Origin of the sequence: Tabrizicola sp., from assembly GCF_034366665.1 — a bacterium.
Classification (GTDB): domain Bacteria; phylum Pseudomonadota; class Alphaproteobacteria; order Rhodobacterales; family Rhodobacteraceae; genus Tabrizicola.
Window position 1 is genome coordinate 1 of the sequence record NZ_JAXMMF010000134.1, and the last position, 17,529, is coordinate 17,529.

Genomic DNA, 17,529 nt, shown 5'->3' on the forward strand with positions numbered 1-17,529 from the left:
CCCCTGATCGAGGCGCTGACCGAACGGCAATGGGGCGACAACTCCCCCCCGCGCGAAGTGGCGGTGAAGCACGTCGCCCTTTTCGCCACCCCCGCCACCGTCGCCAGCCGCGCCTTCCAGCGCGAGCTTGCCTTCCGCGCCCTCGGCGTCGATGTCGAGGCGCAGCCCTGCGGCGGCGTCGTCGATGCCATCGAACAGGGTGACGAGATCCTGGCCGAAGCGCTGGTCCGCAGCCATGTCGAGGCCCTGAAGCGCCGGATGCCGACGCCCGAGGCCGCGCTGCTCCGGCGGGACCCAGGTTTTCTGCATCCGCTTGAGCGCGGCGGCAGAGGCGGTGGTGCAGGCAAGGATGACCAGATCGCAGCCCTCGGCCCAGAGGCGTTCGGTGGCGGCGCAGGTCAGCGCAAAGATGTCGTCATGGTCGCGAACGCCGTAAGGAGCATGCGCATTGTCGCCGAAATAGACAAAAGGGACATCCGGCAGCCGCTTTGTCAGCGCATCAAGAACAGTTAGCCCACCAAGGCCCGAATCGAAGACGCCAACTGCCATGCCTGCCACTTTCGCCTGGGCGCAATCGCTGCGCGGGATGCCTGTTCGGCAATCATAAGGGGGACGGACCGGGGACGAAAGGCCCAAGCGAGCGCCCGCCGGTCGTCCATGCCGGGGTTTCACATGCAATGTGGTCTCCCTATGTAGGGGCGGACGTGGTAGGGTGCAAAACGCTTTGAGGCGAGGGTGAGTATGGATTGGGACAAGCTGAGGATCTTTCACGCCGTGGCGGAGAAGGGCAGCCTGACCCATGCGGGGGATGTGCTGCACCTGTCGCAATCGGCCGTCAGCCGGCAGATCCGCGCGCTGGAGGAAAGCCTGAACGTCACGCTGTTCCATCGCCACGCGCGGGGGCTGATCCTGACCGAACAGGGCGAGCTTCTGTTTGATGCCACGACACAGATGGTGCGGCGGCTGGACGCGACGGCGGCGCGCATCCGCGACAGCGAGGATGAGGTCTTCGGCGAATTGCGGGTGACGACGACGACGGGGTTCGGGACCCTGTGGCTCGCCCCCCGGCTGGCGCGTCTGTACGAGAAGTATCCGGCGCTGAAGATCGACCTGATGCTGGAGGAGCGGGTCCTGGACCTGCCGATGCGTGAGGCGGACGTGGCGATCCGCATGAAAGAGCCCAGCCAGGCCGACCTGATCCGCAAGCGGCTGATGCAGATCAAGATGCAGATGTTCGCAACGCCCGAATATTTGGCTGCGCATGGCGAGCCGCAGTCGATGGACGATTTCAGCAGCCACCGGCTGATCAGCCAGCACGCGGGTACCCCGCAGGTGGCGGCGGGGGCGCTTCTGGTGGCGGAACTCATGACGCATGACATCCCCTCGACCCTGACGGTGAACAACTACTTCGGGGTCTTGCAGGGCGTGCTGAACCATCTGGGCATCGGGGTGCTACCGGATTACCTGACCGACGATTTCCCCAATCTTGTCAGGGTCCTGCCCGAGGTTGAAAGCGCCGAGGTGCCGGTCTTTCTGGCCTACCCCGAAGAGCTGCGCCATTCCAAGCGCGTGGCGGCCTTCCGGGACTTCGTGACCGAGGAAATCATGGCCTTCCGCCGCAGGCAGGCCGAGGATGCTGCCGCCTGAATTGCTGCCATGCAGCAATTGCATAGCGGCAATGCCCAAACGTCGGGCATTCCGGACTTGTTTGCGCAAGCATGGGGCACTATTTGAAACCTCGAAGCGGCGATGAGCGTGCTCTCGTCCCTTCGTACCTCCCTGTTGGACTTGGCCGAGCGTAAAGCTCGGCCTTTTTTTGCGCTGGCGCAGGAAAAAGGCCCGGCAGTCGCCTGCCGGGCCGTGGTGTGCAGATTGTTCGGTGTGCAGATGGTCCGGGATCAGCCGCCGCTGCCCTCGACCGCATCGCCCGATTGGTCTGTCGAATCGTTCTGGGCCGGGGCGGTCGGGTCGATGTTGGACGAGATGGCGGCGATCAGCTCGGCCTCGGTCCAGCCCAGCGTCAGCGAACCATCGGCAGTCACATCGCCTGCCAAGGGCACGGTGAAGGACTTGACGCTGGACTTGGCGCCGAAGTCGCTGTTCAGCGTGACCACGGCGACCGGGCCGCCGTCGGCCTCATAGACGTTTTCCACCTGGCCGATCACGATCTGGTCCTTGGTGCGGACCTCGTTGCCGACAAAGGCGGAATCGCTCACCACGGTGACGGTGGTCATGTCCCCGGGCGTCGCGCCAAGGGTGATGTCCGAGCTGAGGTCAAGCGCGAAGGCCGGTGCAGCGACCAGTGCGGCCAGCGTGACCGAGGCCAGAAAGGGTTTGGAATTGAACATGCGTCGTCTCCTGATGTGGTGCCGATGGGTCGGCATGCACAGGTCAACCGCTGGCGGCAGCGGATGTTCCAGCGCCCGGCGTCAGTCCAGCGCAGCAAGCCGTCCGTCCAGGAACGCGCGGTCGGCAGCCGAGGTGGCAAGGGCGATCGCGCGGGCATAGGCGGCCCTTGCCTCCTCCAGCGCGCCGGTGCGGGCAGATAGGTCGGCCAGAACCGCATGGAACGGCTGGTAGCCGTCCAGGTCCTGCGCCAGCGCGCGGACCTGGACAAGCGCAAGACCCGGCTGTCCCGCCTCGGCCAGCGCGACGGCATGGTTCAAGGCGACAACCGGCGTCGGCTCGAAGTCATGCAGCCGGGCGTAAAGCGCGGTTATCTGCGGCCAGTCCGGGGTGCCCTCGGCCGCGTGCAGCGCGGCGATGGCGGCCTTGATCTGGAACGGGCCCGGCTGACGGCGCGCCACGGCCCGGTCCAGAAGATGGCCCCCCTCGGCCAGGTCCGCCTGGTTCCACAGGCTGCGGTCCTGACGCGTCGGCGGCAGCGTCTGGCCATCCGGGCCGGTCCTGGCGGCAGAGCGGGCATGGGTCAGCAATAGCAGCGCCAGCGCGGCCTCGACCTCGGGCTGGTCGGGGGCAAGCTGGACCAGAAGCCGCGCCAGGAAGATCGCTTCGGTGCACAGGTCGGTGCCGGCCTGCGGTCCCTGCGCGTAACCGGCGGTGAAGATCAGATAGACCGTGGTCAGGACCGAGTTCAACCGGTCGGGGAGGTCCTCGGGCCCCGGCACGGCAAAGGGGATGCGCGCAGCGGCGATCTTGGCCTTGGCGCGGCTGAGGCGCTGACCCATCGTCGGTTCGGCATCCAGGAAGACAGCCGCGACCTGTGGGGTCGTCAGGCCACACAGCGACCGCAGCGTCAGCGCAATGCGGGACTTCTCTTCCAGCGCCGGGTGGCAGCAGGTGAAGATCAGCCGCAGCCGGTCGTCAGGGATAATGTCGGTTTCCATTTCATCGGCTTCCTCGCCCACCAGCAGCGCCTGATCCTGCGCCTTGCGGCCTTCGCGGGTGGCGCTGCGCAGCCGGTCGATGGCCTTGCGCAACGCCACCCGCAACAGCCAGCCCTGGGGCGAGTCCGGCAACCCCGCCCTGCCCCAATGCGAAATGGCCGAGATGGCGGCATCCTGCAGCGCATCTTCGGCCAGCTGGAAATCACGCAGCCGGGCAATCAGCGCCGCCAGAAGCCGCCCCCGATGGTCGCGCATCACGGCCTCGACAGCCTGGGTTGCAGCGATGGCTTTGGGGGCGGCCAGGGTCATGGTCGGCTCATCCGTTCGGGTTGTAGTCCATCAGGGGGCGGACCTCGATGGTGCCGAAACTGGCCGAAGGGATCATCGCGGCATATTTCAAGGCGGCGTCCAGGTCGGGAACCTCGACAATGTAGTAGCCGCCCAGGTGTTCGCGGGTTTCCGCAAAGGGGCCGTCCATCGTTTCCACCTTGCCGCCCTTGATGCGCAGGGAGGTGGCGGTTTCCACGCCCTGCAGCCCCTCACCGCCGCGCAACACGCCGTCGGCCTTCATTTTTTCGTTCAGGGCAAAGAAGCCGCCCATCATCGCCTGGAACTCAGGGGTGCCATAGGCCGGTTCAAGCGCGGGATCGTTATAGATCAGAAGCATGTAGTTCATGATGTGGGTCCTTGGGTGACAGGGGGGATCAGAGACCGAAGCGGGCCATCGTCAGGACGACCAGCAGGATGACCGTGGCCAACAGGTTCAGCGAGTTGCCCATGATGCGCAGGACATGGGTCGGGTTATCCGCCTTCAGGCCGAACGGGTGCAGGACGCGCCCCAGGACCAGGAAGCCACCGGCACAGTGCAGCGCGATGGAGTTGCCGCCGTTCGCCTCGGCCAGGGCAAGGAGCAGCAGGACGAAGGGCGCCCATTCGACGAAGTTGCCGTGATGGCGGATGCGTTAGTGCAGCGCGGCATCGTTGGCGTGACCGATGGAGGCCTTGAGTTCGGTCCGCTTCCCCGACACGCGGAAGAAGAGGACGATGAAGATCAGGATCAGCGGCAGCGCGTACAGCGTGGTAATCGGGAAGGACATGTCTGTGTTTTCCTGTGTTGTTTCGGGTTTCGTGACCCAAGGACGCTGCCAGTTTGCCGATTTCGACATCGGGCACGAAATTTTTTTCCGATCCAGCCGGATTTTTTCCGTCCCTGTGGCCAAAGTTCTGGAATCAGGGCGAAATTTGCGGGCGGATCGCCGGGGGGCCGGTTTGCGCTTTTTCGGCCTTTCGCTTATGAGGCGGCCAAGCTGCCAGAGGGAACGCCATGCAAGAGCCCGCCATCACGCCGGAATTGGTCGCCAGCCACGGGATCAAGCCCGATGAATGGGAACGCCTGCTGGGTATCCTGGGGCGGACGCCGTCGTTCACCGAACTGGGGATCTTCAGTGCGATGTGGAACGAACATTGTTCCTACAAGTCCTCGAAGATCCATCTGAAAAAGCTGCCGACCACGGGGCCGCAAGTGATCTGCGGACCGGGCGAAAACGCGGGGGTCGTCGATATCGGCGATGGCCAGGCGGTGATCTTCAAGATGGAGAGCCACAACCACCCCTCCTACATCGAGCCGCACCAAGGTGCAGCAACTGGCGTCGGCGGCATCCTCCGCGACGTCTTCACGATGGGCGCGCGGCCGATTGCGGCGATGAATGCGCTGTCCTTCGGTCTGCCGTCGCATCCCAAGACCGCGCACTTGGTGAAAGGTGTGGTCGAGGGCGTCGGCTCCTATGGCAACGCGTTCGGGGTGCCGACGGTGGGCGGCGAGGTGCGGTTTCACCGCAGCTACAACGGCAACTGCCTGGTGAACGCCTTTGCGGCGGGTTTGGCGGATACCGACAAGATCTTCTACTCGGCGGCGTCGGGTGTGGGGATGCCGGTGGTCTATCTTGGCGCGAAAACGGGCCGCGACGGGGTGGGCGGGGCCACGATGGCCAGCGCCGAGTTCGACGACACCATCGAGGAAAAGCGCCCGACAGTGCAGGTGGGCGACCCCTTCACCGAGAAGCGTCTTCTGGAGGCGTGCCTGGAGCTGATGGCCTCGGGTGCCGTGATCTCCATTCAGGACATGGGGGCCGCGGGGCTGACCTGTTCGGCGGTCGAGATGGGCGACAAGGGCGGCCTTGGAATCAAGCTGCAGCTGGACGACGTGCCCCAGCGCGAAACCGGGATGACGGCCTACGAAATGATGCTGTCCGAGTCTCAGGAGCGGATGCTCATGGTGCTGAAGCCGGACATGGAGGCCGAGGCGCGGGCGATCTTTGTCAAGTGGGACCTGGACTTTGCCATTGTCGGCGAGACGATCCCCGAAGATCGGTTCCTGATCCTGCACGGCAACGAAGTGAAGGCGGACATTCCCTTGTCCAAGCTTTCGTCCAGCGCGCCGGAGTATGACCGGCCCTGGGTGCCCTCCCCTGCCCCGGCGCCCGTGCCACAGGTGCCGGCGATTACGCCCATCGTGGCGCTGAAGGCGCTGATCGGGTCGCCCTCCTATGCCCACAAGGGGTGGGTCTATGAGCAATATGACAGCCAGGTCGGGGCCGATACCATCGTGCCCCCGGGTGTTGGTGCGGGTGTGGTGCGGGTGCATGGAACGGGGAAGCTTCTGGCCTTCACCTCGACCGTGACGCCGCGCTATGTGAAGGCCAACCCGTTCGAGGGCGGCAAGCAGGCGGTGGCGGAATCCTACCGGAACCTGATCGCCGTGGGCGCGAAGCCTCTGGCGACGACCGACAACCTGAACTTCGGCAACCCCGAAAAGCCCGAGATCATGGGGCAGTTCGTCGGCGCGCTGGAAGGCATCGGCGCTGCCGTGAAGGCACTGGACATGCCGATCGTGTCGGGCAACGTCAGCCTTTACAACGAGACGGACGGCTCGGGCATCCTGCCCACGCCCACGATCGGCGCGGTCGGCATCATGATGGCGGATGACCTGATCTCGGGCCAACCCGCGGACGGCGACATCGTCGTGGTGATCGGCGAGACGCGGGGCCATCTGGGGCAGTCGGCCCTTCTGGCCGAGGCGTTCGGGATCGAGGCAGGCGAGCCGCCTTACGTCGACCTGTCGGCCGAGGTGTCAGCCGCAAAGGCCCTGCTTGCCAACCGCAAACGCATCCGCGCGGCACGGGACCTGGGCGATGGCGGCCTTGCGCTGGCCGCGTTCCGGATGGCCGAAGGCGCGGGGATCGGTCTGACGCTGAAATCGGGCGAGATCGGGCCCTTGTTCGGCGAAGATCAGGCGCGCTACGTGGTGGCGATCCGGCACGACGACCTTGCCGCCTTCATGGCGGCAGCGGGCGGGGTAAAGGTGGCCCAGGTCGGCAAGTTTGGCGGCGACCGCGTGACCTTCGGCACTGAAAGCGCAGCGCTGGCCGAGTTGTCGCAGCTTTATCGCACGGCCTTTGCGGCGACCGTGGGCGTCTGATGTTGCGCCCAGCAACGGCGGCGGATTTTCCGTTCATCCGCGCTTTGGCCGGGCGGGCTGAGAATGCGCCCTTCATTACCGACGAGGACGAGGCCGCGCTGGCGGCCTATCTGGCCGACCCAAGCGTGCGCCTGCTGATCTGGCAGCCGCAGGGACAGCCCGCGGGCTATGCGCTCTTCTGCCAGGTTGGCGAACCTTCAGGCGCTGTAGAGTTGCGCAGGCTGGCGCTGGCCCAGACCGGCAAGGGCGCGGGTCAGGTTTTTCTTCGGACGCTGGTCGACTACGGGTTCGGCACCTTGGGTGCCGCTCGGGTCTGGCTGGACGCCTCGTCCGAGAATCCGCGGGCGATGAAGACCTACGACCGGGCGGGCTTCACGCAGGAGGGGCGGCTGCGGCACCATTGGTACCGCCCGGCTTTGGGGCGGGTGGTGGACCTGATCCTGTACGGGATGCTGCGCGACGAATGGGAATCCCTTGAACCCCTTCCCGCGCAAGCCTAGGTTTGTGATGAAGAAGGAGACCGCCTGATGCCCATCGAAGCCCGCGACATCGAAGCCCTGATCCGGGAGGCTTTCCCGAATGCCAGGATCAGCGTGCAGGGCGACGACGGCGCACATTTTGCGGCCGAGGTGATCGACCCGTCCTTCAAAGGCCTGAACCGTGTCCAGCAGCAACGCGCGGTCTATGCTGCCCTGAAGGGCAAGATGGACGGCCCGAACGGCGCGCTGCATGCGCTGGCTCTGACCACCAAAGCGCCAGACTAGGGGCACAGCATGGCCGCGGACCCTCGCCAGGAACGGATCGGCGCAACGGTTCTGTCGCTGGGCGCAACTGTGGTGGCGGGGCTTGAATGGCTGGACCGGCCGCAGCCGGGGGAATTCGTGGAAACCGGGCCCGACTGGTACGTTGCGTTCAACGTCGCCCTGCACGGCGCCATCCTGCTGCTCTTGCTGATCGCCCTTGCACGCCTGACGCACATTGTCGCCGACCGCCCGGACTTGCGCGCGCTGTTTCTGGGGCTGATCCTTGTGGGAACGCTGGCCGCAGCCTATCTGGTGGGACGTGACCTTGGGCTGGTCTGAAGGAGCATGATGATGCCGGCAGGTGCAGGACTTGGCGGGCTGGTAGGGGTGCTGCTGCCGCTGGTGGGGATCGCCACGATCCTGAAGGCCCGGGCCGCACGCAAGCGCGGCGAGCCGCCGGTGGACGAAGATTTCGAAAAGCGCCAGGCCGCAACGCTGGAATCCGAACGGCGGATGGCGGCCTATCTGGCCTCGCGCGACAGTCGAGAGTAGGATTGGACCCGGGGCTTGCAGCCTGGCTGGTGGAGAAAGCTCCCTGGGTCGGGCCGTGGCTGGCGGGTTTGCTGGTGGTGTTTGCCGCCATATCGGTTGCAAGCCACTGGCCGCTGTTGAAATATGGGCCAAGACACTGGCGGATTACCCGGAAGTGGGAATTCCGCAGATGGAAAAGGAAGAACGGGCGATGAGCGCACAGGACCAAATCCGCGAGACGATCACCAAGAACGACGTGGTGCTGTTCATGAAGGGCACCAAGATGATGCCGCAATGCGGGTTCTCGTCCCGCGTGGCCGGGGTGTTGAACTTCATGGGGGTGGAGTTTGCCGACGTCAACGTGCTGGCCGATGCCGACATCCGGCAGGGGATCAAGGACTTCAGCGACTGGCCGACCATCCCGCAGCTTTACGTCAAAGGCGAATTCGTCGGCGGCTGCGACATCGTCACCGAGATGACGCTGTCGGGCGAGCTGGACCAGCTTCTGGAAGCCAAGGGTGTGACCTTCGACAAGGCCGCCGCCGAGAAGATCCGCGAAGCAAACGCCTGAGAGGCGCAAGGCCCGCGTCGGCGGGCCTTTTCGCTTATTCTGCGCGGCAGGTCAGGAGCAGCGTCTCACCCTCGGGCGTCTTCCAGTACAGTGTCGCCTCGTCGCCTTTTGTCCACCAGACATAGTTGGACCCGTCCGACGGCCAGCCGTAGCGCGCGCCCGAGGCTGCAGGCTCCCCCAGCAGCGTGATCTGGTTGCCATCGACATTGATGACGACCAGGCTTTGATCGGGGCCGTTGACGTAGGTCGCCGGAACCCGAACATCCCGGTCGCAGACATAAATCGCGCCGGTGAAATCCTGCGCGACAGCGGTGGTCGGCACCAGTGCCAGTAGCCAGAGCGCCTTCATGCCTTCAGCTGTTCCTCGACCCGGGCGGCCATCGCTTCGGCGCGGGCGGCGATCTCGGCCAGGGTTTCGTTGACCTGAGGCGGGATCACGGCGACGTCGCGGGTGGCGACGGGGCGGGCCTCAAGTTCCGCCACGCGGGCGCGCAGGCTGCGCAGTTCATCTTCCACGGCGGCGGTCTTGTCGGCCAGCATCAGCCCCGCCATCAGCAGCATCTTGGCTTCCGGCAAGCGGCCCATCTGGGCGATGATCGGCGAGGCTTCGGCGTCCAGCATCCCGGCGGCGGCGCGCAGGAAATGTTCCTCGCCCGGCTGGCACGAGACCTGGAACGGACGGCCGCCGATGGTGACTTCAAGTTCAGGCATTGCCGGCCTCCGTCAGGTGGGGTTCAAGCGCTGCCAGGATTTCGTCCATCTCGGCGATCTCGGTCAGGCGGGTGGCGCGCAGGGTCTCAAGCTCGGTCTGCATGGCCTTGTTGATCAGATGGGGTTCGGTGGCACCCGCGGCGGCGGCAGTGCGCAGGGCCTCCAGCTGTTCGCGCAAGCTGGCGTTGACGCGGCGCATCCGCTGCAGTTCCAGCCCCTTGACGTCCAGCTCCTGCGTCAGGCGGTCGACCTTGTCCTGCAGGTCGCCCTTCGCCTCACGCGCGCTGGCGGCGCGAAGGCGGGCCTGCAGCTGGGCGGTAAGGGACTTCTCCTCCTCCAGCTGGGCGCGGAGGGCGGCGTCGGACTGGGGTGATGCCGCGGCGGTGGGCGGCGCAGAGGCAGCAGCCCGGGGTTGCGCGGCCAGCCGGTCCACGCCCTTGCCGATCCGTTCCAGCGCAGCGGTGATCCGCTTTTCCAGTTCGGTTATATCCTGCATCCCTTACCCCTTGCACGTCGCGACCGTTCCGATGCCCGTCCAGCGGCGACGAATCGCCCCCTTCCCGGTCGGAACCGATCTTAGCGTGAAACCCCGGAAAGGCGACCGGCCTTTCTTCCCAAGGCCTTGGGGTCCAAGCTTGATCTTGCCGGTCGTGGTGGGTAAGGCCTTCGCAACCCCATTCAGCCGAAGGAATGCCGCCTTGGACATCCAGACCCTCCGCCAGACCCACCCTGACCACTGGATGCGGGCGACCGCGATCCGGGCCCTGACGCTGGACGCGGTGGCGGCGGCGAATTCGGGCCACTCGGGAATGCCGATGGGGATGGCCGATGTGGCGACGGTGCTGTTCGAGAAGCACCTGAAATTCGACCCCAAGGCCCCGCGCTGGCCGGACCGCGACCGCTTCATCCTGTCGGCGGGACATGGGTCGATGCTGATCTACTCGCTGCTTTACCTGACCGGCTATGCCGACATGACGCTGGAGCAGATCAGGAACTTCCGCCAATGGGGTGCCATCACTGCAGGCCACCCGGAATTCGGCCATGTCGCGGGCGTCGAGACGACGACGGGGCCGTTGGGTCAGGGGATTTCCAACGCCGTCGGGTTCGCGATGGCCGAGGAATCCCTGCGCGCGCGCTGGGGGGCCAAGGTCCAGGACCACTACACCTGGGTCATCGCAGGCGACGGCTGCCTGATGGAAGGTGTTTCCCAGGAAGCCATCGGTCTGGCGGGCAAGCTTGAGCTGAGCCGCCTGATCGTGCTGTGGGACAACAACGGCATCACCATCGACGGCAAGGTCAGCATCGCCGACGTCACCGACCAGAAAGCGCGGTTTGCAGCCTCGGGCTGGGACGTGTTCGAATGCGACGGGCATGACCCCGTGGACATCGACCGGGCACTGAGCGCGGCCAAGGCCTCGCCCCGCCCGGCGATGGTCGCCTGCAAAACCCACATCGCCATCGGCCATGCGGCGCAGGATACCTCCAAGGGTCACGGTGCCCTGACAGACAAGGCGCAGCTGCAGGCGGCCAAGGACGCTTACGGCTGGAAGGGCGGGCCGTTCGAGGTCCCCGCTGATGTGAAGACCTGGTGGGAGTCGCTGGGCGCCAAGGGTGCCAAGGCCCACTCCGAGTGGGAAGCCCGTTTCGCCGCCCTGTCCCCAGCCAAGCAGGCCGAGTTCAGGCGCATCTTCACGCTGGAGGCCCCGGCAAAGCTGGCTGCCGCCATTCGTGCGGTGAAAAAACAGGCCGTCGCGGACATGCCGAAGCTGGCGACCCGCGCCTCGTCGGAAAAGGTGCTGGCAGCGGTGAACCCGATCTGCCTTGAGACCATCGGCGGCTCGGCCGACCTGACGGGATCGAACAACACCAAGACCGCCGACCTTGGCGTCTTCACGCCCGAGGATCGCAAAGGCCGTTACGTCTATTTCGGCATTCGCGAGCACGGCATGGCCGCCGCGATGAACGGCATGGTTTTGCATGGCGGCGTAAGGCCTTACGGCGGGACTTTCATGTGCTTTACCGACTATGCGCGGCCGTCGATGCGCCTGTCGGCCCTGATGGGCGTGCCCGTGGTCTACGTGATGACGCATGACAGCATCGGTCTGGGCGAGGATGGCCCGACCCACCAGCCGGTCGAGCATCTGGCGATCAGCCGCGCGACGCCCAACACCCTGGTCATTCGCCCCGCTGACCTGGTCGAGGTCGCCGAAGCCTGGGAAATTGCCCTGACCGAAAAGACCCGGCCCACCGTCCTGGCGCTGTCGCGGCAGAACCTGCCCGCGGTGCGCAAGACCCACACCAACACCAACATGGTCGCCAAGGGTGCCTATGTGCTGGAGGAAGCCACGGGCAAGCGGCAGGTGATCCTGATGGCGACGGGCTCCGAGGTCGAGATCGCGCTCAAGGCCCGCGCGGCGCTGGAGGCGGAAGGGATCGGCACTCGTGTCGTCTCCATGCCGTCGATGGAGCTCTTCGCCGCACAGGACGAGGCTTACCGCCGCAAGGTCCTGCCGCCCGGCCCGGTTCGGGTGGCGGTCGAGGCCGGCGTCCGCATGGGCTGGGACCGCTGGCTTCTGGGCGAGCGGGGCCGTGAGGCGAAGGCCGCCTTCGTGGGCATGTCCACCTTCGGCGCCTCGGCCCCGATGGAGCGGCTGTATGCCGAGTTCGGCATCACCGCCGACGCAACCGTGGCGGCTGCCAAGGCGATGCTCTGAGCCTTTGGTTTAGACCCAAGGATTAAGCGGCGGCTTAGGGCCGCCGCTTGCTTTTTGGCTGACCGGTGCTGCGCGGCTGGCTAGGGTCCGGTCGAACTGGAGGACCGGGATGCGACTTCTGAAGACCGTGCATGGCTGGCTGGGCGTGATCGTCCTGCCCTGGGTCATCCTCATTGGGCTGACAGGTCTGTACCTCAATCACGAACGGCTGGTGATGGGCTGGCTTGAGGGCGAAAGCTACGACGAGGCGCAGTTCGACACCTGGCCTGGGGCGAAGGCCCTGACAGTGAACGAGGCCCGCGTGCTGGCCGAGGGGCTTTATCCCGGGGTGGCGCTGACGCTGGAGGATGACAAGACCTACCACGGACGCGCTGCCGCGGTCTTCGCGGCGGGCGATGCGCAGGTGATCGTTGCCCTGCAGACGGGACATTACTGGGTGAAGACCGACCTTTCCCGCGTCACCCATGCCCCGGATGGGACGGTGCTGGAGACGCGGACCTACTGGGAGGGCATCTTCAAGCGCCTGCACGAACGCGGCTGGCTGACCCGGACCTTTGGCACCTGGCTGGCCGACATCACGGCCGCGTCCATGGTGATCTTCGGACTGTCAGGGATCATCCTTTTCCTGATGCCCCGCTTGCGCCGCAGGCAGAACCGGCGGCGGGTGCGGGCGGCGACGACGCCCTGACGGCTTTTCATTTGCCGCGCCTCAGGTCAGGGTCCGCGCCGACAGGGAGGCGGATCATGGACTGGAGAGGATTCGGCCCGGCGATGGCGGGTCCGAAGGGGGTGGACCTGGCCCGTGCGGGACTTGGCGCAGGGCTGGGGCTGTTGCTGGCGGGGCTGGCGCTGCGGGGCGCTGGCCTGGGCTGGCTGATCGCGCCCTTCGGGGCCTCGGCGGTGCTGGTCTATGCCGTGCCGAACAGCCCGCTGGCGCAGCCCTGGTCGGTCGTGATGGGCAACACGCTTTCGGCGCTGGTGGCGCTGGCGGTGCTGACCGCCCTGCCCCAGGCCGACTGGGCGGTTCCGCTGGCCGTGGGCCTGGCGATTGCCGCGATGCTGGCAACCCGCGCGCTGCATCCGCCTGGAGGGGCCGTGGCTCTGCTGGTGGCGCTAGGCGGTCCGGCTGACTGGCTCGCGACGGCGGGCAGCGTGGCGTCGGGGTCGGCGCTGCTGGTGGGCATCGGCATCCTGTGGAACGGCGCGGTGGGCCGGGTCTATCCGTTCCGCCAACCGACCCAGCCCGGTCCGCATGGCACGCAGGACCCGACACCCGAGGCGCGCATCGGCCTTGATCCCGCCGAGCTGGCGGCGATCCTGGAGGAGTATCGGCAGTCATCGAACCTGGGCGTCGCCGACCTTGCCCGGCTTGTTGGCGCGGCGGAACAGGCGGCGGCAGCGCGGCGGATGGAAGGCTTCACCGCCGCCGACATCATGTCGCGCGACCTGGTGACCGTGGGGCCGGAGGCGCCGCTGTCCCAGGTGGCCGACCTGTTTCGCACGCGAGGCTTCACCTCGCTGCCCGTGGTCGAAGGCGGGCGGCTGATGGGTCTGATCTTCCAGATCGACCTCATCCGCCGCGCGCGGCAGGACGCCTTCCGCCAGCACCACAGCCTGATCCGCGCCTTTGCGCATCTGATCGACAGCCATCGCAAACGCCCCCCGAAGGCGGGCGAGATCATGGAGACCGGCGTGCCTTGGGTCACGCCCGAGACACCCGTAGGGGCTCTGCTGCCGCTTCTGGCGGATGGGGGTGCAGAGGCGGTGCCGGTGGTCGAAGGCCCGGCCATTGTCGGGATCGTCACCCGCACCGACCTTGTCTCGGCGCTGGCGCAGCGGCTGGCACTGCTGCAGACCTAGTGCAACGGCATCTAGCGCGGGGGGGCGCTGTCCTCGTACTCGTCGCCAGGAGGCATCTCGCCGTCGACATCGTCGTCCAGATCCTGGGGGTCGGGCATGCCGTCGTCGTTGAGATCAGGGTTTTCCGGACCATCCCCGGCGTTGACCGAACTGGAGGTCACGTCGGCATCGGCTTCGGACACCTCGGACAACGCGTCCTGCGGTTCCTCGTCCAGCGGCAATACGCCGCCCTCGTCCGAGGCATCGCCGTCCGACAGGCGCGGGCCGTCGGCATCCTGCTCGTGCGGATAGGTCTGCTCTTCGCCCTGGTCGGTGAGCGTGGGAAACTCGCCAAGGTTGCCCTGGATCGAAGCTTCCTCGATCACCGGCTCGGCGGCCTCTTCGGGGTCGAGCGTCGGAAGCGCGACCTCGCCCATCGCCAGAAGCTCGCGCGCCTGGTCGATGTAGCGGTCACGTCCCCCGTCGGGGCGGCCCGCGTCAACCCAAAGCTGGTCTGCGCGGTCGCGGATACGGGTCTCCCAGGCGTCGAAATCTTGGCGGTTCATGGCGGCCTCCGTTGCTGAAGCGACAACGCCGCGACGACCGACGGGTTCCGTCAGTGCGCGGCAGCCTTCTTGCCGGTGACGGCAGCCCAGAGCGGGCCGATGACACGGGTGGCGATGGGGATCAGCAGAACACCCAGGATCAGCCCGAAGACGCCGTCCAGGGCCGCGGTGACCACCCATTCGACAAAGCCCTGCGCAGCGGGCACCGCCTGGGCAGCACCTTGCGCGATGTGGTGGATCGTCTCGTAGGGCCAGGCCCAAAGATGCGTGACCTCCAGCCCGTGGATCACGATGTTGCCGCCAACCCACAGCATCGCAGCGGTGCCGACGGTGGACAGGAACGCCATCAGCTTCGGCATCGCCAGCACCAGCCCCCGCCCCAGCGCCCTGCCCCCAGAGGTGCGGCCCGTCGCGGCCAGATGCAGGCCCACGTCGTCCATCTTCACGATCAGCGCCACGGCACCATAGACCACGACGGTGATGAACGTGCCGACGACGGCCAAGGTGATCGCCTGCATCCAGAAGTTCGGACTTTCGATGGTGGCCAAAGCGATGGTCATGATCTCGGCCGACAGGATGAAATCGGTCTTGATGGCACCCGCGACCTTTTCCTCTTCCAGGTGGGTCGGGTCCTTGGTGTCGAAATCCGACGCGACGGCCTCATCAGCATGGGGGGCGAAGGCGTGGACCAGCTTTTCCGCGCCCTCGAAGCACAGATAGGCCCCGCCCAGCATCAGAAGCGGTGTGATGACCCAAGGCGCGAAATGGTCCAGCGCCAGAAGGCCGGGCAGCAGGACGATCAGCTTGTTGCGCAACGACCCAAGCGCGATGCGCCAGATGATCGGCAGTTCCCGGTCGGCCGAGAAGCCGTGGACATACTTCGGCGTCACCGCCGCATCGTCGATCACAACGCCCGCGGCCTTGGTCCCGGCCTTGGCCGCAGCCGCGGCGATGTCGTCGATCGACGAGGCCGCCACCTTGGCAATGGCCGCCACGTCGTCGAGAAGTGCGAGAAGTCCGCTCATGCCCTGCCCCAGCTTGCCTGCAACCGTCGGTGTACCGGGAAACGCAGGATTCGGCAAAGTGCTGCATGGGGTTAGCGCAAACAGGCGAAGATTGCGCTAACATGCTGATAAGGTGTCGATTTCTGCCTTGTATGCCGTTGTGGACCGGCTAAGACCCTGCCCAGGCATCAGCAGGGGACCCTATCATGACCGTGACCGTCGGCATCAACGGCTTCGGCCGCATCGGGCGCTGCACGCTGGCACATATCGCGGAATCGAACCGCAATGACGTGCAGGTGGTGGCGATCAATGCGACAGGACCGGTCGAAACGAACGCGCATCTTCTGCGCTATGACAGCGTGCATGGCCGGTTTCCGAGTCTGGTGAAGGTCACCGAAGACGGCCTGGACCTTGGCCGCGGCCCGATCCGGATCATGTCGACCTACAACCCCGAGGAACTGGATTGGGCCGGGGTGGATGTGGTGCTGGAATGTACCGGCAAATTCAACGACCGCGACCGCGCGGCGGTGCATCTGGGGCGTGGGGCGAAGCGGGTGCTGGTCTCGGCCCCGGCCAAGCGTGCAGACCTGACGGTGGTCTACGGCGTCAACCACCGCAGCCTGCTGCCGGAACACAAGGTCGTCTCGAACGCGTCCTGCACGACGAATTGCCTGGCACCCCTGGCCAAGGTGCTGAACGACGCGATCGGGATTGACTCTGGGATCATGACCACGATCCACAGCTATACCGGCGACCAGCCAACGCTGGACCGACGGCACAAGGACCTCTACCGCGCGCGGTCAGCCGCAATGGCGATGATCCCGACCTCGACCGGCGCGGGCAAGGCGATCGGCGAGGTGCTGCCGGAGCTGGCGGGGCGGCTGGAAGGATCGGCGATCCGGGTGCCGACCCCGAACGTCAGCGCGGTGGACCTGACCTTCATCGCGCAGAAATCCGTCACTGTGGCGGAGGTTAACGAAATCGTCAGGGAAGCCTGCGCAGGATACATGGGCATGGTCATGGCCTATGACCCCGAACCGAAGGTGTCGATCGATTTCAACCACACGCCGCAATCGTGCATCTTCGCGCCAGATCAGACCAAGGTCGCGGGGCGTTCCGTTCGGGTGCTGGCGTGGTATGATAACGAATGGGGCTTCTCCTGCCGGATGGCCGATGTGGCTGGCGTCATGGGGCGGCTTGCGCAGTAACCGGGGCCTGGCGCCCCGCTTCCGGGGACCGTCTTGACCAACACCATCGCGCTCTGGCTGGGCATCGTGATCGTGGCCGCGATCATCGCCGACGCCGCCCTGAACGGCGGCTCGGCGCTGCTGTTCCTGGCGCGGAAATTCCTCGACCTCATCGAGTGGGTGGATTTCTGGAACTGACCGCGTCAAACTGCGGTTGCAATTCCCGCCGATATGCCTTTGTTAGCGCTATCGGGATATCCCCAGCTTCGGAGGACTAGTCATGGCCGTCAAGGTTGCCATCAACGGATTTGGACGCATCGGGCGCAACGTGCTGCGTGCCATCATCGAGTCGGGCCGCACCGACATCGAGGTCGTGGCCATCAACGATCTGGGCCCGGTCGAGACGAACGCCCACCTCCTGCGCTACGATTCGGTGCACGGGAAGTTCCCGGCCACGGTGACCACGGGGGCTGACACCATCGACGTCGGGCGCGGGCCGATGCGGGTGACCGCGCTGCGGAACCCGGCCGAGCTGCCCTGGGGCGATGTCGATATCGTGCTGGAATGCACCGGCATCTTCACCTCGAAGGAAAAGTGCCAGGCACATCTGGAGAATGGGTCCAAGCGCGTGCTGATCAGCGCGCCCGGCGACGGCGCGGACAAGACCATCGTCTACGGCGTGAACCACAACACGCTGACCAAGGATGACATCGTCGTCTCGAACGCGTCTTGCACCACCAACTGCCTGTCGCCCGTGGCCTTTGTCCTTAACAACGCCATCGGGATCGAAAAGGGCATGATGACCACGATCCACAGCTACACCGGCGACCAGCCGACG

At 66.0% G+C, this 17,529-nt stretch carries 23 protein-coding genes and 1 pseudogene; 14 read left to right on the plus strand and 10 right to left on the minus strand.

Annotated features, from left to right (window positions below):
• Positions 1-513: pseudogene (locus tag U1E69_RS22650) on the plus strand (hypothetical protein); the annotation flags it as partial.
• Between the two features lie 228 nt (positions 514-741).
• Positions 742-1,647, plus strand: a complete 906-nt coding sequence (locus U1E69_RS19350; protein WP_322246056.1) for a LysR family transcriptional regulator — start codon at positions 742-744, stop codon at positions 1,645-1,647.
• Positions 1,648-1,898: 251 nt separating this feature from the next.
• On the opposite strand, the gene U1E69_RS19355 is transcribed toward U1E69_RS19350, so the two are convergent.
• The 5 genes from U1E69_RS19355 to U1E69_RS19370 all read right to left on the minus strand — a co-directional run bounded on the left by U1E69_RS19355 (position 1,899) and on the right by U1E69_RS19370 (position 4,444).
• Positions 1,899-2,348, minus strand: coding sequence for a hypothetical protein (locus tag U1E69_RS19355; protein ID WP_322246057.1), 450 nt, complete (start codon positions 2,346-2,348; stop codon positions 1,899-1,901).
• 81 nt (positions 2,349-2,429) lie between these two features.
• Complete coding sequence (locus tag U1E69_RS19360) at positions 2,430-3,656, minus strand: RNA polymerase sigma factor (protein ID WP_322246058.1); 1,227 nt, start codon at positions 3,654-3,656, stop codon at positions 2,430-2,432.
• 7 nt (positions 3,657-3,663) lie between these two features.
• A complete protein-coding gene (locus U1E69_RS19365) occupies positions 3,664-4,023 on the minus strand; it encodes a YciI family protein (RefSeq protein WP_322246059.1) in 360 nt (119 codons plus the stop codon).
• A 28-nt stretch (positions 4,024-4,051) separates the two neighbouring features.
• Positions 4,052-4,306, minus strand: a complete 255-nt coding sequence (locus U1E69_RS22655; protein ID WP_416200307.1) for an MAPEG family protein — start codon at positions 4,304-4,306, stop codon at positions 4,052-4,054.
• Between the two features lie 3 nt (positions 4,307-4,309).
• The gene (locus tag U1E69_RS19370; RefSeq protein WP_322246060.1) at positions 4,310-4,444 is read right to left on the minus strand and encodes a hypothetical protein; all 135 of its coding nucleotides are present in this window, start codon (positions 4,442-4,444) and stop codon (positions 4,310-4,312) included.
• A 227-nt stretch (positions 4,445-4,671) separates the two neighbouring features.
• On the opposite strand from U1E69_RS19370, the gene purL reads away from it, so the two are divergent.
• From purL to grxD, 6 genes are all read left to right on the plus strand, one after another.
• Positions 4,672-6,825 carry a phosphoribosylformylglycinamidine synthase subunit PurL gene (gene purL / locus U1E69_RS19375; RefSeq protein WP_322246061.1) on the plus strand — a complete coding sequence of 718 codons (2,154 nt, stop codon included), beginning with the start codon at positions 4,672-4,674 and terminating at the stop codon, positions 6,823-6,825.
• On the plus strand, positions 6,825-7,325 hold the full coding sequence (locus U1E69_RS19380; RefSeq protein ID WP_322246062.1) for a GNAT family protein: 501 nt from the start codon (positions 6,825-6,827) through the stop codon (positions 7,323-7,325). The genes purL and U1E69_RS19380 overlap by 1 nt, the downstream gene beginning before the upstream one ends.
• 27 nt (positions 7,326-7,352) lie before the next feature.
• Positions 7,353-7,589, plus strand: a complete 237-nt coding sequence (locus U1E69_RS19385; RefSeq protein ID WP_322246063.1) for a BolA/IbaG family iron-sulfur metabolism protein — start codon at positions 7,353-7,355, stop codon at positions 7,587-7,589.
• A gap of 9 nt (positions 7,590-7,598) precedes the next feature.
• Complete coding sequence (locus U1E69_RS19390) at positions 7,599-7,907, plus strand: hypothetical protein (RefSeq protein ID WP_322246064.1); 309 nt, start codon at positions 7,599-7,601, stop codon at positions 7,905-7,907.
• Between the two features lie 12 nt (positions 7,908-7,919).
• Positions 7,920-8,120: a hypothetical protein gene (locus U1E69_RS19395; RefSeq protein ID WP_322246065.1), complete on the plus strand. Its 201-nt coding sequence runs from the start codon at positions 7,920-7,922 to the stop codon at positions 8,118-8,120.
• Between the two features lie 190 nt (positions 8,121-8,310).
• Positions 8,311-8,670, plus strand: a complete 360-nt coding sequence (gene grxD, locus U1E69_RS19400) for a Grx4 family monothiol glutaredoxin (RefSeq protein WP_322246066.1) — start codon at positions 8,311-8,313, stop codon at positions 8,668-8,670.
• Between the two features lie 34 nt (positions 8,671-8,704).
• Here the strand turns inward: grxD and U1E69_RS19405 are convergent, their stop codons facing one another.
• From U1E69_RS19405 to U1E69_RS19415, 3 genes are read right to left on the minus strand one after another with little or no spacing between them, the layout of a single operon-like run.
• Positions 8,705-9,019: an MliC family protein gene (locus U1E69_RS19405; RefSeq protein ID WP_322246067.1), complete on the minus strand. Its 315-nt coding sequence runs from the start codon at positions 9,017-9,019 to the stop codon at positions 8,705-8,707.
• Complete coding sequence (locus tag U1E69_RS19410) at positions 9,016-9,381, minus strand: cell division protein ZapA (protein WP_322246068.1); 366 nt, start codon at positions 9,379-9,381, stop codon at positions 9,016-9,018. The genes U1E69_RS19405 and U1E69_RS19410 overlap by 4 nt, the downstream gene beginning before the upstream one ends.
• Complete coding sequence (locus tag U1E69_RS19415) at positions 9,374-9,877, minus strand: hypothetical protein (RefSeq protein ID WP_322246069.1); 504 nt, start codon at positions 9,875-9,877, stop codon at positions 9,374-9,376. The genes U1E69_RS19410 and U1E69_RS19415 overlap by 8 nt, the downstream gene beginning before the upstream one ends.
• A gap of 202 nt (positions 9,878-10,079) precedes the next feature.
• On the opposite strand from U1E69_RS19415, the gene tkt reads away from it, so the two are divergent.
• The 3 genes from tkt (at position 10,080) to U1E69_RS19430 (ending at position 13,955) form a co-directional block, all read left to right on the plus strand.
• A complete protein-coding gene (gene tkt / locus U1E69_RS19420; RefSeq protein ID WP_322246070.1) occupies positions 10,080-12,095 on the plus strand; it encodes a transketolase in 2,016 nt (671 codons plus the stop codon).
• A 109-nt stretch (positions 12,096-12,204) separates the two neighbouring features.
• Complete coding sequence (locus U1E69_RS19425) at positions 12,205-12,783, plus strand: PepSY-associated TM helix domain-containing protein (protein WP_322246071.1); 579 nt, start codon at positions 12,205-12,207, stop codon at positions 12,781-12,783.
• Between the two features lie 56 nt (positions 12,784-12,839).
• Positions 12,840-13,955 carry an HPP family protein gene (locus U1E69_RS19430; RefSeq protein WP_322246072.1) on the plus strand — a complete coding sequence of 372 codons (1,116 nt, stop codon included), beginning with the start codon at positions 12,840-12,842 and terminating at the stop codon, positions 13,953-13,955.
• Positions 13,956-13,966: 11 nt separating this feature from the next.
• Here the strand turns inward: U1E69_RS19430 and U1E69_RS19435 are convergent, their stop codons facing one another.
• Both U1E69_RS19435 and U1E69_RS19440 read right to left on the minus strand, forming a co-directional pair.
• Positions 13,967-14,500 carry a DUF2934 domain-containing protein gene (locus tag U1E69_RS19435; protein WP_322246073.1) on the minus strand — a complete coding sequence of 178 codons (534 nt, stop codon included), beginning with the start codon at positions 14,498-14,500 and terminating at the stop codon, positions 13,967-13,969.
• A 50-nt stretch (positions 14,501-14,550) separates the two neighbouring features.
• Positions 14,551-15,525: a DUF808 domain-containing protein gene (locus U1E69_RS19440; RefSeq protein ID WP_322246074.1), complete on the minus strand. Its 975-nt coding sequence runs from the start codon at positions 15,523-15,525 to the stop codon at positions 14,551-14,553.
• Between the two features lie 185 nt (positions 15,526-15,710).
• On the opposite strand from U1E69_RS19440, the gene gap reads away from it, so the two are divergent.
• From gap to U1E69_RS19455, 3 genes are all read left to right on the plus strand, one after another.
• Positions 15,711-16,712: a type I glyceraldehyde-3-phosphate dehydrogenase gene (gap, locus tag U1E69_RS19445; protein ID WP_322246075.1), complete on the plus strand. Its 1,002-nt coding sequence runs from the start codon at positions 15,711-15,713 to the stop codon at positions 16,710-16,712.
• Between the two features lie 33 nt (positions 16,713-16,745).
• Positions 16,746-16,889 carry a glyceraldehyde-3-phosphate dehydrogenase gene (locus U1E69_RS19450; protein ID WP_322246076.1) on the plus strand — a complete coding sequence of 48 codons (144 nt, stop codon included), beginning with the start codon at positions 16,746-16,748 and terminating at the stop codon, positions 16,887-16,889.
• 82 nt (positions 16,890-16,971) lie between these two features.
• The coding region (locus U1E69_RS19455; protein WP_322246077.1) for a type I glyceraldehyde-3-phosphate dehydrogenase at positions 16,972-17,529 on the plus strand (558 nt) is incomplete at its 3' end.

What these genes read in the sequence shown, in the direction of transcription:
- U1E69_RS19350 (WP_322246056.1), top strand. Translation starts at nt 742, where the DNA reads ATGGATTGGGACAAGCTGAGGATCTTTCACGCCGTGGCGGAGAAGGGC.
- U1E69_RS19355 (WP_322246057.1), bottom strand. Translation starts at nt 2,348, where the DNA reads ATGTTCAATTCCAAACCCTTTCTGGCCTCGGTCACGCTGGCCGCACTG.
- U1E69_RS19360 (WP_322246058.1), bottom strand. Translation starts at nt 3,656, where the DNA reads ATGACCCTGGCCGCCCCCAAAGCCATCGCTGCAACCCAGGCTGTCGAG.
- U1E69_RS19365 (WP_322246059.1), bottom strand. Translation starts at nt 4,023, where the DNA reads ATGAACTACATGCTTCTGATCTATAACGATCCCGCGCTTGAACCGGCC.
- U1E69_RS19370 (WP_322246060.1), bottom strand. Translation starts at nt 4,444, where the DNA reads ATGTCCTTCCCGATTACCACGCTGTACGCGCTGCCGCTGATCCTGATC.
- purL (WP_322246061.1), top strand. Translation starts at nt 4,672, where the DNA reads ATGCAAGAGCCCGCCATCACGCCGGAATTGGTCGCCAGCCACGGGATC.
- U1E69_RS19380 (WP_322246062.1), top strand. Translation starts at nt 6,825, where the DNA reads ATGTTGCGCCCAGCAACGGCGGCGGATTTTCCGTTCATCCGCGCTTTG.
- U1E69_RS19385 (WP_322246063.1), top strand. Translation starts at nt 7,353, where the DNA reads ATGCCCATCGAAGCCCGCGACATCGAAGCCCTGATCCGGGAGGCTTTC.
- U1E69_RS19390 (WP_322246064.1), top strand. Translation starts at nt 7,599, where the DNA reads ATGGCCGCGGACCCTCGCCAGGAACGGATCGGCGCAACGGTTCTGTCG.
- U1E69_RS19395 (WP_322246065.1), top strand. Translation starts at nt 7,920, where the DNA reads ATGCCGGCAGGTGCAGGACTTGGCGGGCTGGTAGGGGTGCTGCTGCCG.
- grxD (WP_322246066.1), top strand. Translation starts at nt 8,311, where the DNA reads ATGAGCGCACAGGACCAAATCCGCGAGACGATCACCAAGAACGACGTG.
- U1E69_RS19405 (WP_322246067.1), bottom strand. Translation starts at nt 9,019, where the DNA reads ATGAAGGCGCTCTGGCTACTGGCACTGGTGCCGACCACCGCTGTCGCG.
- U1E69_RS19410 (WP_322246068.1), bottom strand. Translation starts at nt 9,381, where the DNA reads ATGCCTGAACTTGAAGTCACCATCGGCGGCCGTCCGTTCCAGGTCTCG.
- U1E69_RS19415 (WP_322246069.1), bottom strand. Translation starts at nt 9,877, where the DNA reads ATGCAGGATATAACCGAACTGGAAAAGCGGATCACCGCTGCGCTGGAA.
- U1E69_RS19425 (WP_322246071.1), top strand. Translation starts at nt 12,205, where the DNA reads ATGCGACTTCTGAAGACCGTGCATGGCTGGCTGGGCGTGATCGTCCTG.
- U1E69_RS19430 (WP_322246072.1), top strand. Translation starts at nt 12,840, where the DNA reads ATGGACTGGAGAGGATTCGGCCCGGCGATGGCGGGTCCGAAGGGGGTG.
- U1E69_RS19435 (WP_322246073.1), bottom strand. Translation starts at nt 14,500, where the DNA reads ATGAACCGCCAAGATTTCGACGCCTGGGAGACCCGTATCCGCGACCGC.
- U1E69_RS19440 (WP_322246074.1), bottom strand. Translation starts at nt 15,525, where the DNA reads ATGAGCGGACTTCTCGCACTTCTCGACGACGTGGCGGCCATTGCCAAG.
- gap (WP_322246075.1), top strand. Translation starts at nt 15,711, where the DNA reads ATGACCGTGACCGTCGGCATCAACGGCTTCGGCCGCATCGGGCGCTGC.